General features: G+C 62.2%; 7 protein-coding genes. 4 read left to right on the forward strand and 3 right to left on the reverse strand.

Going from position 1 to position 15,149, the window contains the following annotated elements; all coding sequences use genetic code 11:
* Positions 1 to 40: 40 nt before the first annotated feature.
* Genes ACR3EQ_RS14700 through ACR3EQ_RS14715 form a run of 4 tightly spaced genes read left to right on the forward strand, consistent with a single transcriptional unit; the run spans position 41 to position 6,718 of the window.
* Positions 41 to 1,048, forward strand: a complete 1,008-nt coding sequence (locus tag ACR3EQ_RS14700) for an AAA family ATPase (RefSeq protein WP_480491053.1) — start codon at positions 41 to 43, stop codon at positions 1,046 to 1,048.
* On the forward strand, positions 1,045 to 1,920 hold the full coding sequence (locus tag ACR3EQ_RS14705) for a DUF58 domain-containing protein (RefSeq protein WP_170612892.1): 876 nt from the start codon (positions 1,045 to 1,047) through the stop codon (positions 1,918 to 1,920). Before ACR3EQ_RS14700 ends, ACR3EQ_RS14705 begins: the two co-directional genes overlap by 4 nt.
* Complete coding sequence (locus ACR3EQ_RS14710) at positions 1,917 to 4,679, forward strand: DUF4159 domain-containing protein (protein ID WP_480491055.1); 2,763 nt, start codon at positions 1,917 to 1,919, stop codon at positions 4,677 to 4,679. Before ACR3EQ_RS14705 ends, ACR3EQ_RS14710 begins: the two co-directional genes overlap by 4 nt.
* Entirely contained in the window at positions 4,676 to 6,718 is a 2,043-nt protein-coding gene (locus ACR3EQ_RS14715) for a DUF7408 domain-containing protein (protein ID WP_170612896.1), read from the forward strand. The genes ACR3EQ_RS14710 and ACR3EQ_RS14715 overlap by 4 nt, the downstream gene beginning before the upstream one ends.
* Before the next feature lies 1 nt (position 6,719).
* Here the strand turns inward: ACR3EQ_RS14715 and ACR3EQ_RS14720 are convergent, their stop codons facing one another.
* Genes ACR3EQ_RS14720 through ACR3EQ_RS14730 form a run of 3 tightly spaced genes read right to left on the reverse strand, consistent with a single transcriptional unit; the run spans position 6,720 to position 15,072 of the window.
* The gene (locus ACR3EQ_RS14720; protein ID WP_170807071.1) at positions 6,720 to 7,559 is read right to left on the reverse strand and encodes a fumarylacetoacetate hydrolase family protein; all 840 of its coding nucleotides are present in this window, start codon (positions 7,557 to 7,559) and stop codon (positions 6,720 to 6,722) included.
* Positions 7,560 to 7,572: 13 nt separating this feature from the next.
* The gene (pbpC, locus tag ACR3EQ_RS14725; protein WP_170612900.1) at positions 7,573 to 9,609 is read right to left on the reverse strand and encodes a penicillin-binding protein 1C; all 2,037 of its coding nucleotides are present in this window, start codon (positions 9,607 to 9,609) and stop codon (positions 7,573 to 7,575) included.
* 36 nt (positions 9,610 to 9,645) lie between these two features.
* Positions 9,646 to 15,072 carry an alpha-2-macroglobulin family protein gene (locus ACR3EQ_RS14730; protein ID WP_480491058.1) on the reverse strand — a complete coding sequence of 1,809 codons (5,427 nt, stop codon included), beginning with the start codon at positions 15,070 to 15,072 and terminating at the stop codon, positions 9,646 to 9,648.
* Between the last annotated feature and the right edge of the window lie 77 nt (positions 15,073 to 15,149).

A 15,149-nucleotide genomic window follows, 5' to 3' on the forward strand; every position in this document is an offset into this window, starting at 1 on the left:
CGATACACTTCAATCATATTCGTCCACGGAAGGGAAAACCATGTCCGAACCTGCCGACCTCGTCGCCGAGATCGAAGCGCTGGAAAACAAGCTGCAAGAGGCCAAGACCTCGATCACCCGCCGCTTTATCGGGCAGGAGAGGGTCGTGGACCTGACCCTGACGGCGCTTTTATGTGGTGGTCACGCATTGTTGATCGGTCTGCCCGGGCTGGGTAAAACGCGGCTGGTGGAAACGCTGTCGACCGTGATGAGCCTGCATGGCAACCGCATCCAGTTCACGCCTGACCTGATGCCTGCCGATATTCTGGGGTCCGAAGTTCTGGATACCGCCGATGATGGCAGCCGTCATTTCCGGTTCATCCCCGGCCCGATTTTCTGCGAATTGCTGATGGCGGACGAGATCAACCGCGCCAGCCCGCGCACCCAGTCGGCGCTGCTTCAGGCGATGCAAGAGCGCACGGTGACGGTCGCGGGCGAAGATCGCTCGCTGGGTGTCCCGTTCCATGTGCTGGCAACGCAGAACCCGATCGAACAGGAAGGCACTTATCCATTGCCCGAAGCGCAGCTGGACCGGTTCCTGGTTCAGATCGATGTTGAATACCCGGATCGCCAAACCGAACGGGACATTCTGTTGGCGACGACAGGCGTGGAAGAAGACGAGGCCAGCCAGATTTTCACCAAAGAGGAATTGCTGGCGGCACAGGTCCTGTTGCGCCGGATGCCGGTGGGTGAATCGGTGGTCGAACTGATCCTTGATCTGGTCCGCGCCTTCCGCCCCGAAGAACCGGGCGTTTCGGACCGTGTTTCTGAAACAGTCGCCTGGGGCCCTGGCCCCCGGGCGGCACAGGCGCTGATGATGACCGTACGCGCCCGCGCGATGTTGCAGGGGCGTCTGGCGCCCAATGCCGAGGATGTGCTGGACATGGCGCGTCCGGTACTCAGCCATCGCATGGCGCTGAACTTTGCAGCGCGTGCGCGTGGCGACAGTCTGGCCAGCCTGATCGACACCACCGCCGCCGGATTGGTGCGTACCGAGGCCGCGGCGTGAATGCCGCGCTGACCCTTCGTGAAAGATCCGAGGCCGAGGCGTCCCGGCTGCCGCCCCTTTTGGCGCGGGCCGAACATCTGGCCGGAACCGTCTTGCTGGGTGACCACGGGCGACGGCGTTCGGGCCTGGGCGACGATTTCTGGCAATACCGCCCGGCGCAGGCCGGTGACAGTCGCCGTCTTATCGACCACCGACGCTCGGCGCGGGGGGATCAGCAGTTCGTGCGCGAGCGGGAATGGCAGATCGCCCAGTCGATCATGCTGTGGGTGGATCAGGGTGCATCGATGCGGTTTGCCTCGGACAGGGCGCTGCCGGCCAAGGCGGACCGGGCGCGGCTGCTGGGTCTGGCGACAGCGATCTTGCTGGTGCGGGGTGGTGAGCGCGTCGGACTGACCGGCACCACGCTGCCGCCGCGGCGGGGCAACGCCCAGATCATCCGGCTGGCGCAAGCCTGGTCCGAGGACACCGAGGTCGACTATGCACCACCGGAACACCGGGCCATGGTTCCGCATGCCCGGGCTGTGTTCATCTCTGATTTCCTGGGTCCGCTGGATGAGGTTGAACTGGCGCTCACCAAGGCTGCGGATCGCGGCGTTCGCGGTGTGTTGCTGCAGGTTCTGGACCCCGGCGAGGAGACCTTTCCCTTCCAGGGACGCACTATTTTCGAAAGCGTCGGTGGCTCGGTCCGGCATGAAACCCTCAAGGCCGGAGATCTGCGCGACCGCTATCTTGGCAGGTTGGCCGCGCGCAAGGATGCGCTGACACAGCTTTGTCGTGCAACTGGCTGGCAACTGGGTCAGCACCACACCGGTGAAAGCGCGCAAGCGGCTCTGTTGTGGCTCTATCGTGCGTTAGACGGGGGTACGCAATGACGGTTCTGGCAGGCATCGGATTTACAGCCCCATGGGTGCTGCTGGGCCTTCTGACCCTGCCGATCCTGTGGCTGATTCTGCGCGCCGTGCCACCGGCACCCATTCGCCGACTGTTCCCGGCGGTTACATTGCTACTTGGGTTGAAAGATGACGAAAGCGTCTCGGACCGGACCCCGTGGTGGCTGCTGCTGTTACGGATGCTGGCGGCGGCGGCGATCATCATCGGGCTGGCCGGGCCGGTTCTGAACCCGTCGCGCGATCAGGCAGGATCGGGGCCGCTTCTGATGGTTCTGGACGCCAGTTGGGCCGGTGGAACGCGTTGGTCAGCTACGCTGGATCAGATCGACGCGCAATTGACCGAGGCCGGCCGTGCCGGTCGCCCCGTATCGATTTTACGCCTGACCGACCCGGAAACACCTGTATTTCAGGCCGCTGAGGCATGGCGCGGGCGCCTGCCGGGCCTGATGCCGATGCCTTGGCAGCCCAACCCGAAACAGTTGGATCAGGTATTGGCGGCGCTAGCCGATGTTGACGGCGGGTTCGAGACACGCTGGTTCAGCGACCGGCTGAACTACCCCGGCCACGACCGGATGTTGTCCGCCCTACAGGGGCGCGGGAGCGTCACGGTCTACCGCCCGTCTGCGCCGATTTTTGCACTATTGCCCGCAGCGTATCAGGACGGCGTTATTCAGGTGACAGCGCTGCGGTCGGAACCCGGACCGGCCATGTCGCTGACGATCCTGGCTCAGGGCCGCGACCCCGCAGGTGCAATGCGCGTTCTGCAATCGGTCGATGTGACGTTCGAGGATGGTGAAAGCCAGGCGCAGGTTGATCTGTCACTGCCTTCCGAGTTGCGCGCCCGGATTACGCGGTTCGAAATTCAAGGCCAGCGCTCAGCCGGGACCACGACGCTGACCGATGACAGCCTGAGGCGGCGCGAGGTTGCCCTGATCGCCGGTACGCTGAACCGCGAGGGGTTGGAGTTATTGTCACCGCTGCATTATCTCACGCAGGTTCTCAGACCGACCGCTGATTTTGTCGATGGCGGTCTGCTGGACGTGTTGCCTGCTAACCCTGATGTGATCGTGCTGGCCGATGTGGCCAAACTCTCTGACACGGAACAGGCTGAACTGGTTCAATGGGTCGAACAGGGTGGGCTGTTGCTGCGCTTTGCCGGCCCGCGCATGGCGGCAAGTGATCTGGGCCGCAAGGATGAGGACGCCTTGCTGCCGGTTCGTCTGCGAAGCGGCGGGCGTTCGGTCGGCGGCGCGATGAGTTGGGGAGAAGCCAAGGGGTTGGCGCCATTTGTCGAAGGCTCGCCATTCTATGGCCTGCAGATCCCCGGTGATGTGACTGTCACTACGCAGGTCATGGCCCAACCATACCCTAATCTGGCCGATCGGGTGATTGCATCGCTGTCTGACGGAACGCCGCTGGTCACGCGAAAGACATTGGGTCTGGGCCAGGTCGTCCTGTTTCACGTCACGGCTGACGCGGAATGGTCGACTGTTCCACTGTCCGGTTTGTTTGTTGAAATGCTGGACCGTCTGGCCGTGGCCTCGGCCGCAAAATCCCGGCAGGAGGCTCAGTTGCAGGGCACCGTCTGGGAGCCGATTCAAGTTCTGGACGGGTTCGGGTCGCTTTCGGATGCGGGCAATCTGGCCGGGGTGGACGGTGTTGATCTAGTATCTCGGGCGGTCGGTCCGGAATTGCGGCCGGGACTGTATGAAAGCGGTAAACAGAAACTGGCGCTGAACGTGCTGACCGATGACGCGACATTCCAGCCGGTGGTTTGGTCTGGGGATGTGACGATCAGGGGGCAGGAGGTTAACACGGAAACCCCGATCGGGGGCCTGTTGCTGAGCCTTGCGCTGCTGTTGCTGACCGTGGACGTGATCGCCTCGCTGGCCTTGTCCGGGCGGTTGGGCATGGCGCGTACGGCGGTGGTGGCCCTTGGCGCATTGATGCTGACCCCCGAGGTACAGGCCCAATCACCCGAAGACACCGAATTTGCGCTAAGCGCCACGCAGGAACTGGTTCTGGCTCATGTACTGACGGGTGACGAGAATGTGGATGCGATTGCAGGGGCCGGTATGCGCGGGCTTTCGCAAACGCTGTTGTTCCGAACTTCCGTGGAACCAGCCGAGCCAATCGGCGTCGATCTGGAACGCGACGAACTTGCGTTCTTTCCGCTTCTTTACTGGCCCATTACACCTGACCAGCCTCAGCCTTCCTCCGAGGCGTACGCGAAACTCAACGCGTATCTGCGCTCGGGTGGAATGATCCTGTTTGATACCCGCGACTCGGATGTGGCCCGTTTTGGCGCCGCCAGTCCAAACGGGCGCAAGCTTCAACAATTGGCCGGACCTTTGAATATCCCGTCGTTAGAGCCTGTTCCGCGCGATCATGTTCTGACACGTGCCTTTTATCTGCTGCAGGATTTTCCTGGACGATATGGTGGGGCCGAGGTCTGGGTCGAAGCCGCGCCGCCGGATGCGGAACAGATCGAAGGGATGCCGTTCCGAAACCTTAACGACAATGTCACCCCGGTGGTGATCGGCGGCAATGACTGGGCCGGTGCCTGGGCCATCGACCGAAACGGGCAGGCCCTGCTGCCGGTTGGCCGCGGTTATGCCGGCGAACGTCAGCGCGAACTGGCAAATCGTTTCGGTGTGAACCTGGTCATGCACGTTCTGACCGGGAACTATAAATCCGATCAGGTCCATGTGCCCGCTTTGCTAGACAGGTTGGGGCAATGACCGGAACCGTCATCTTTGATCCGCTGATCCCATGGACGGTATTGGCCATTGTCGCCGGGGTTGCGCTGGGCGGCGTCATTCTTGCGCTGTGGCGCGGACTATCCGGCTGGGCCTTGCGCGGGTTGGCGGCTTTGGTCGTTGTCGCGGCGCTGTCCGGTCCGGTCTATCAGGTCGAGGATCGCGCGCCTTTGACGGATATCGTCCTGATGATCGAGGATGAAAGCGCCAGTCAGACCCTGTCGGATCGCGCCGATCAGACGGCACGGGCCGCAGAGGAACTGGCGGCAGAAATCGAATCCCGCGACAATACCGAACTGCGCCGCATCGCCGTCGGCAACGGTGACGGGGATGAAGGCACGCGGGTGATGGCTGCCCTCAACGAGGCGCTGGCGGAAGAACCCCGTGCGCGCATCGCCGGGATACTGGTGGTCTCGGACGGTATCGTGCATGACGTCGATCAGGCCCCGGACCTGCCCGCGCCATTGCATCTGCTGCAAACCGGCCGTGCCGGCGATTGGGACCGTCGGCTGATTGTCCGCAACGCGCCTGCCTTTGCCATTATCGGAGAGCCCGTGACGCTGACCTTGCGGGTCGAGGACAGCGGCGCCGCACCTGCCGGAGCAGTCACCGCGCCGCTTGAAATCTCGGTCGACGGGGCCGCGCCGGAAAGCTTTAGCATTCCCATCGGGGTGGATGTCGAGCTTCCCATAACGCTCCCACATGGTGGGCGGAACGTCATCCAGTTCTCGGTGCCGCAGGCCGAGGGCGAGTTGACCGATCGCAACAATACCGCGCTGATTCAGATGAACGGCGTCCGTGATCGGCTGCGGGTTTTGCTTGTTTCCGGAGAACCGCATCCGGGCGGGCGGACATGGCGTAACCTTCTGAAATCGGACAGTTCTGTTGATCTCGTCCACTTCACCATCCTGCGTCCACCGGAAAAACAGGACGGGGTGCCGGTGGACGAGCTGTCTTTGATCGCCTTCCCGACGCGCGAGTTGTTTCTTGAGAAGATCAACGATTTCGACCTGATCATCTTTGACCGCTACAAGCGTCGCGGCATCCTGCCCGCGATCTATCTGGACAATGTCACCAACTACATCAACGAAGGCGGCGCGGTTCTGATTGCAGCCGGGCCGGATTTTGCGACGGCTGACAGCATTTTCCGATCTCCGCTTGCTCCGATCCTGCCCGCGCAGCCGACAGCGCGTGTGATCGAGGAACGCTATGTGCCGAAAGTCACGGATCTTGGTCAGCGCCACCCGGTTACAACCGATCTCGGCGATCCCGAAACCTGGGGCGCGTGGCTGCGTCAGATCGATGTCAAACACCGGTCAGGTGAGGCGTTGATGTCCGGGGTTGATGATCGGCCGTTGCTGGTGCTCGACCGTGTGGGCGAAGGACGCGTGGCGCTTTTGGCGTCGGACCACGCCTGGCTGTGGAGCCGGGGCTTCGAAGGCGGTGGCCCACAACTGGAACTGCTGCGCAGGCTTGCGCATTGGATGATGAAAGAACCCGAACTTGAGGAAGAAGCCCTGTGGGCCGAAGCTAACGGTCAGGTCATGCGCATCATCCGCCAGACGCTCAGCGATGAGGTTGGAACCGTGACCGTGACACGCCCAAATGGCGAAACGCTGGACATCACGCTTGATGAGGTGTCACCGGGACGGTTCGAGGCCCAATATATCGGACCTGAGATCGGGCTCTACCGCCTTGAAGAAGATGAGAATTCAGCGGTGATCGGTCTTGGGCCCGCTGCGCCGAAAGAGTTCGAGCAGACGATAGCAACCGGCGACCTGCTGGAACCGCTTCTGGCAGATTTGCGCGGTGGTGTTGTCCGTCTGGAGGACGGGCTGCCGTCGATCCGCAATGTGCGCGCCGGGCGGCCGGCCTCGGGGCGCGGCTGGATCGGTCTGACCCAAAGAAACGCCTATGAGACGCGCGATGTCACACAGGCCGGGTTGCTGCCGCCCTGGCTGGTCTTGCTGTTGGCTGGCGGGTTCCTGCTGGCTGGTTGGCTGCGTGAGGGGCGGCGATAAGCTACTCGAATATCACGCTGACGGTAGGATTGCCGGGCAGGCCGTCATACCTGACGGACGCGCCGCCTTTGCCTTTGGCAGGTGGAAACAGCGGTCCGAACGACCCAACCGAAATCAGATCGCCGGGCGCAAATTCGATCCCTTTTGACATCAGCCAGAGTGCCGCGTTTGCCGGATGACCCAACACGGCTGTGCCAGGCGCCTGTGCCAGAACCTCACCGTCGGCAGCGCTAAGCGTGACCGTCATGCCCATCAAATCCTGCGACATGGCGGCGGGATCGGTGACGGCGATTTCAGACCCTAAAACGCCGAGTTTCGGCGCAACCCCGATTGCGGTCAGGGTGACGGGGGTAATGGGTTCTCCGTCGGCCAGGGTCAGGTCAGGCAGTTCGATGAAGGGGCGAACAGACGAGACATGTTCCATCACTTCGTTGGGTGTGGTTGCCTGATTGATCGCTGCGTCGCCGACCACCAGGATCAGGTCCGCCTCGAATACCGGGCGGGCCCCCCAGTTTTCTGAAACACTTGCCCCGTCATCCAGCATCATGTCGCGATACAGAATACCCTGAACCGGTTCACTTGCTCCAAACCTGTCCTGCGCGGGTTTGCTGGTCAGGCCCGCCTTGTAGCCAATCAACGGTCCAAGATGCGGCTGCATCGCAGTGACAAGTTTCGCCTGCGTGCAAAGCGCATCCGCCATGCTTCCGTCCGGGGTCAGAGCAACGGTAGGTGTGTTCGTAAGATAGTCCTGAACAAACCGGTCGATCTGGGCGTCAGACGCGCATTCAGCCGCTGTCTGAGTGGCCGTCAAAGCAAGAACAAAAACAAGCCAATTGCGCATTCGTTTTCTCCCGTCATCTGATCTTGAACGAAACCCTGTCGGATTTGCCCAGTGCATCCACCACGACAAGGGCGGTGTGTCCGGGCCCGGGGTTGGGAATTTCAAACTCTCTGTGGTGCTGGCCGGTTACGACGGGCACGCCGTCAGACAGGACGGAAAACGGCCCGGTTCCGCCCCTCAGCTTCAGCGTAAGGGAGGCTCCATTTGTCTCTAACAAGGCATCTTTGGGCGGAAACAGAAGTTGCGGCGCAGAAGGGTCCGCCTCAAAAGCAGCTTGGCGAGGGCGGAACCGCCGCAAAGGCTGGGGCAGTTGCGCGGCACCGACAAGCAGGGTTGATGGCGGCGGCGGCGGCATCGGAGTGAATTTGGGTTTCAGAAGACCGAAGGCTTCAAACAAAACTGGGGCCGCAAGCGCGCCGCCAAACGCGCCGGGCACCGGTGTGCCGTCCGCCCGCCCCAGCCAGACACCGATGACGTGACGGCCGTCATAGCCGATCGCCCAGGCGTCCCGGTGCCCGTAAGAGGTTCCGGTCTTATATGCCAATACACCGGATTGCGCACCTGATGGCGGGGTCAGTCCGGTCAGAATATTGCCAACCTGCCAGGCCGCCGGTTCCGACAGGACACGTCGCGTATCGGCGTCGCCATCCAATGCCCGATAGTGCAAGACGGGGCCTTGGCCACCTGCCGCCACCACCGCAAAAAGCTGCACAAGATCGTGCAGGCTAAGCCCGATACCGCCAAGCGAGATCGCCAGACCCGGTGCGCCTCCGTTGAGGCGCGGTTCGGTGTTGGCACGCTGCAAGGCGTCCATGACGCGGGCAGGTCCCAGCTCCTGCGTCAGGCGCACCACCGGGATGTTCAGCGATAGTTGCAGCGCATCGCGAATACGCACGTCACCCCTGAACACGCCGTCGAAGTTGCGGGGTGCATATCGCCCGAACATCACCGGGCTGTCGCTGATCAGGGTTTCCGGATGCGCCAGACCCTGGTCGAAGGCCAGTCCATAGATCAGGGGTTTCAAGGTTGATCCGGGTGAACGCAACGCCTGCGTCATGTCCACAAACCCCTGACGCGCGTCCTGATAACCCGCCGACCCGACCGAAGCCAGAATCGCGCCGGTTTCATGGTCAGCCACGATCATTGCGCCGGAAACGCGGGGTCCGGCCCGTTTGGCGGCCTGCGCGATCAGCGGTTCCAACTTTGCCTGCAACGCCCCGTCCAGGGTCAGGTCCTGCGCCAGAGCTTCGGGCAACCCCGCACGGGCCCGGTCCGTCAGGTGGGGTGCCAGCTGGGGAAAGGGCCGCATTCTGGTTGGCACCGGGTCTGCCATGGCGCTTTGCATCTCGGGTCTGGACAAATGACCATTGCGATGTAGCCGTTGCAAAACCCGGTCGCGGGCTTTGCGCCCTGCTTGAAGATTGCGGTCGGGTCGCCGTGCCTCGGGGGATTGTGGCAGGGCGATCAACAAGGCCGCCTGCGCAGGCGTCAAACGGGACGGATCCTTGCCGAACCACGCCCGACTGCCCGCCCGGACCCCTTCAAGATTTCCACCATAAGGGGCATGGGTCAGATACAGCGACAGGATCTGATCCTTGTTCAGGCGCTGTTCCAACGCCAAAGCCACCCGGATCTGGCGGAGCTTACCGCTCCACCGACCTGTCGGGCCATCCTCAATCAGGCGGGCAACCTGCATGGTCAGGGTCGATCCGCCGGAAACAGGTCGGCCGTTCCAAAGCGACTGCGCCCCGGCCCGCGCCATGGCCAGCGGATCGATGCCGGAGTGAGCGCGAAACCGTTTGTCCTCGTACCGGATCAGCATGTTGACAAAACCCGGATCGACCGGGCCATGCTGCATCCGCCAGATACCGTCCGCCACCGGAAATGCGCGCAGCAGATCACCGTTCCGGTCCCGCATCTCGACCGAGGTTTCTGTCAGAACCACAGGCAGCGATGTGGCGTCGACCCAGTCCGCAAAGCGGTCGCGGGCAAAGCCGGTCACATACAAAAACCCCGCAAGTGCCAAGAGCAGAAGGCTGACCCTAGGCATCGGCCTTGCCAAAACTTCGATATGTTTGACCCCCGATCATTCGACCACAACGCGCCCAGTGTTTGTGTGCGCCCGGTTCTGCGGACGGTACATATCCTCGACCGAGGCCGCCGGGTGATGAAAGGCACCGGGTGTTACGGCGCGTGCCACATACGCAAGCGTGACCGGCTTGCGGTCCTGCAAGTCAACCGCCGCCAAAAAACGGTCAGACCGGAATTCGGTATGCCTGGCTTCGGACAAATCCAGCCAGTCCAGCGACCGCACATCACCCGAACGCAACAGGTTGGGATTGTCGATCTCGATACCAGCGGCCAGCGGGTCGTCGATCATCAGGCGCGCACCGCCATCCTCGAAGGGCGTGACGGTCAGAACCGTGACAAATCCCGTGCCCACCGAAAGTGCGGACTGGTCCAGCGGTTCACCTTCCATTGAGAAATACACCCGCTCGATCGCATATCCGGTGCCGCCCGCCGCAAGTGGGACGTCGGGTATTCCCGTCACCGTCATCGTGATGTCCGTGGCCTGTCCGTCCGCGGCAGTTATGTTCAGTACATCGTCGCTGTCCGAATGCAGGACCTGCACAAACGGCCCCTCGACCGGCGCACCGTTCACACGCAGCCCGGCGCTTTCCGGGTTCGAGATCAGCGCATGCGCCGCCAGCAGCGACCATGATGCCTCTTGCGTTGACAAATGCGCCGGGGCGGAACTGACCCGCCGGATCAGATCGTCCCGGTCGATCACCTCGCTGCCTGCGTCCACGGCCAGCGTCAGCAGTCCGGCCGCATCGCGCAGTTCGGTTCCGTAATCGGTGCGCCAGTAGCTTTGATTTTGATCCGGCCGCTCAGCCAGCAGCTGGGCAGCCCGTGCAAACATCCTGTCCGCTCGTGTCTGATCCCCGTAAGAGGCCAACGCCGCCCCAAGCTGAGCGGCTGCCAGAGGCGTGGCGAAGGCATCACCCTTGACGTCGGCGTAATAGCGCAGATCGCCCATGGATGCCGCGCTTTCGCGGGCCAGAACCATCAGCGCATAAGCGATGTCTTGCCCGCCTTCGTCGAAATCAGGGGCATAGCTGATCCTGTTTCGCAGGTTGTCCATCGCCTGTGCAAAGGCACGGTCCGGCACTGTATGACCCTGCGCACGGGCGCGGGACAGGAAGTCGGTGACATAAGCATCCAACCAGAAATCGCCGCCTTGGGCGCGCCACAGCCCAAAGGCACCATTCGAGGTTTGCCGGGTCAGTATGCTGCGGATGGCCGTGCTGATCCGCGCTTCGATCGCCGGTCCGTTCCCCAGCCCCGAGGCCTGGGCGACCGAAGACAAATACAGCAGCGGCAGCGCCTGACTGGTGATCTGTTCGGTGCAGCCATATGGGTACCTGTTTAACCAATCCAGCAGGCCGGGCGTGTCGAATTTCGCCAGCGGACCGGCGGACAGGATCGCCTTGACCGATCCGGGCCGGAATCCGTCGAAGACATCCTGCGAAAACAGAAAGCTGTCACCCGCGCCCAGCGAAAACCGGCGTGTCAGAGCAACGGCAGGATCGTTTGCGCGAACCGGCATCCGCAACGTCTGAGACAGATCGCGGCCGTCCGGTGTTGTGATTGACAGGTTGATCTCAGGGTCACCAACCGCAGTTGCGCGAATTGGAACTTCCAAAACGGTCTTGCCGCCGGGTTGCAACGTGAAACTGGTCGGGGTTGCGGCCAGTTCCAGCCCGGCCGAAGCCGCCAGACCCAGTGCCATTTCACCTGCCGGGCCGTCGGCATGCACGATCTCCAGCAGCATCCGGCTTTGGTCGCCAGGGGCCAGAAAACGTGGCAGGCTGGCCGATACGACAACCGGGTCGCGAACGATCATCTCAGCTTCCGCCTGACCGACCGCGCTGCGCGACCAGGCAACCGCCATCAGACGCACGGTGCCGTTGAAATCGGGCAGAGGTATGTCCAGTTCGACTTCGCCTGCCTCATCGACCTGAACCGGACCGTTGAATACGGCCATCAGATCCTGTGTCGGCGGTGGCGACTGCCGTCGCATACCAGCGTCACTGTCACCACCAGAACGAACGAGACCCATGGTCCCGTTCATCCCGTCGATCAGTCGGCCATAGACGTCCCGCAATTCGACGCCCAGACGGCGTTGTCCGAAGTAATAGGATTGCGGGTCCGGTGTTTCAAAACCCGTGAGGTTCAGGATACCGACATCTACCGCTGCCAGCGTCAGCCAGACGGGGTCATTGGCCGGGGCGTTTTCGACCCTGATGCGGGTCTTTTGCACTTGTCTTGGCGTCGCAAGCTCGGGCACCTCAATCCCGACCTGCAGCCTGCGCCCGACCGGTTCAACACTGGCGTGAGCGATCCCCATGGCCCTGGCCGGGTTCTGGCCGGCGGATACGTCCATCGGCCGGATCAGTGTGGCGGCGACATAGGCGCCCGCGCCCCATTCCGGCGTGACATCGATGGGAACAACGGTTTCACCTTCAGGGACTTCGATCATCTGGCGTTGGATCAGCCGGTTCGACAGAACCTCGATCTGCGCAACACCTGCCATGCGGGCCACTATCCTCAGCTGTGCGGTGTCACCGGGGCGATAGCTGTCACGGTCCAATGACATGTCCAACCTGTCCGGAGTGCTTGTGGCGTCGGCGGCCTGGTACCAGCCCGCGTAGAAATCGAAGGCCGCTTCGGCGTATGCGCCATCGATCCGCTGCACCACAAGCTCGTACCGGCCCCAATCGACCGCGGATGTCAAAGTCAGCGGGTCTGAGAGAAACTCGGCCTCTCCGGTGGCGATCCGTGTGCGCCGGGTGGTGGGTTCCCACTTCCATTCTCCGTACAGCTGGTACCACTGATACCGGGTTTCAATCCGGTTCAGGGTCCAGCGCAGGCGCATCGGGGTTGCCGACAGGTCGGGCGACAGTCCGACGACCTGAAATCCGGCTTCGGTGCCTTCAGGCACAACACCGTCAAACAGTGGTTTGATTCCTATGACCGGCTGCGTTGGCCGGACCGGAGCCGTCAGGCGACGCTCGACCGGTCGTCCAGACCCGTCTGCCAGCCGGGCAATCACCGTGGCTTCAACGGGCTTGCCCTCAGTCTCTAATACAGGGATTTCCACCGCGACAGTTGCCAGACCGGCGGCGTCGGTGCGCGTATTGCCGAAATAGGTGCTTTTGGTGGAAACCGCTGCATCATAGCGGCCAAACCGATACCCGTCATATCCGGAAACCGCTTCCGCCGGGCGCGCGAGGACCTGGCCGTCGATGTTCAGATCCGAACCCGGTGCACCGAACAGATAGCGGGCTTCGATCCGCAGAGGCGGGTTGTCGCCGGGATGCAGCGGGGCGTCCGGCAAGGACAGGTCGAAGTCAATCCGCTCGGGCAGGAAGTCTTCAATCAGTACGGTCTGCTGCGCTAGCGCATCAGCCTTCGGGTCCGACTTGACTTCGATCCGCCATGTTCCGCGCGGTGCATCCATAGCCACGGGCAACGCAAAAACATGACCTCCGGCAACACCGCCGCCCGACACGGCGCGTCGATATTCAACCCCGTCCGGGCGGTGCAGTATGGCGGTCAGCGGCAACCCCTCGATGGCCTGCGCCTGATCGTCACGCGTCAGGGCCGTCAGGTGAATCGTTTCACCGGCGCGGTAGGCGCCCCGGTCGGTGGTCAGAAAGACATCGATTGGTCCGGCTGGTGCCCGACCCTCGACACCACGGTCGGACAAGTCAAAGGCCGGGTCGGTCAGCGACAGGAACCCGATATCGCTGTCACCATCGACAGCCACGACCAGCGCGGGCGAGCTTGCCCCCGTTCCCCGAACAAGACCGGCATCAAACAGGGCATGGCCGTCGGCATCCGTCTTGGCCCGAGCAATAACCGCATTTGCATTCGAGATCACCGAAACCTCGATCCCTTCGCGGGGTGCGGCGTCGGTCAGGCCACGGACCGTGACATGCAGGCCGCCCGTGCCTTGAGCTGTTGAGAGACCCAGATCAGACAGAACGAACCACTGCGTTGCTGACGGGTCGTCGTAGGGGTCACTGCCGGGTACCCGCGCGGACAGCGTGTAGATACCGGCCGATTGATCAGCAATCGCCTCAGCCAGCGGCAGGCGCGCTGTCATGGTCTGGTTCAGCTGGTTTTCGACTTCCGCTGTGCCTGTCCAGATATCCTCGGCAATCTCGTTGCTGAACTCGCGTTCTTCCCATTCGCTGAGGGGGCGGCCGAAAAAGCCCTGCTGAACCGCACGCAACAGGTTCCGGTCACTGATACGGCGCAAGGTCAGATCCAGTTCGGCGACGTTGACCGTTTCAACGGGCAAGGCCGCATCCGCTGACTTAGGCAGCACATATCCGCGCCCGGGAAACCGGGCCGTTGGCGAACGGTCGCGCACGTAGTGGGTCAGGCTGACGTTGCGGTTCAGCACTTCTCCCGAGGCGGCTGGCAACCCCTCGCGCAAGGTGAACTGATACCGCGCACCATGCGCGACACCATCGACGCAAAGCTGCTTCTCGTCTGCCTGCACCACCAGACCATCGACGCTGCGCTGAACAAAGGGGTCATAGTCGACACCGGCCTTGATCAGCGGTTCCGAGAATTCAACACAGATGCGCGGCGCGGCAGCATCGCTTTCAACGCTACTGTCCACAACCCGGAACCCGTATTTGCCGATCGCCTGATCCAGAGCGGCCAGAACATCCTCGCGCGGCTGAAGCTGCTGGGCCAGTCGCAGCGCAGGGATCATGTCACGCCCGCGTTCGACAGCTTCAAGCGCGTTCGACAGGATTATCAGTGCTGATACCTGAGCGCCCTCTGATTCCGCGCGCAAGTATCCGTTTATGGCGGCGCCAAGCGCCCGATCGTGAAGGACATTTTTTTCGTTCCAACCCGACGCTTCGATGGCAAGCAGCAGGCGGGCGTAATCTGTCCACAGGTCAGAGGCATCATTGATCGACAGGGCCACACCGGTCCACTGCATGGCCAGAGCCGGCGTATTGGCGGCGCGGGCCGCGTTCATCGCGTCTTCGGCATTGAACCCGCCGGCCGAGTGCAGAAATCCAAGGTTCCTGGCCTGATCACGTGCCCTTTCAAAATCGGTCGGTCGCAGGAAATCCAGCGTGCCTTTGCGGGTTTCAGCCAGTGTTAGGGTCGATTCTGGCGTTGAAACCTTCTGTGCGGACAAAGCGCCGTTGTAGGGTTCCTGTCGGGTTATGTCCTTCTTTGGAAAGCAAGCATCCGAACGAGTGTTAAAGGTAAATGCGGTACAGCTTTGGATGGCCGAACACGCCTGAATGCAGGATTTCAGATCCGTGTCGAACAGCGCATTCAAATCTGTTCCGATAAAATCAGCGTCGCGGGTCGTGATGTATCGGAACTCTGGCGCGGCAGATTGTGCCTGACCCGGGGCTGGCTGGAAAAAATGTGAAAGAAAATAAACTATTGCAATCAAAACCAAGCGGTGCATCGCAACCTCCTATTTGCAGCAACCCTCGCATGTGGCCCGCTTGTTTGGCAACGGCTTAAACACTTCTTCACGGTCTA

The organism is Ruegeria sp. AN11 (assembly GCF_056536005.1).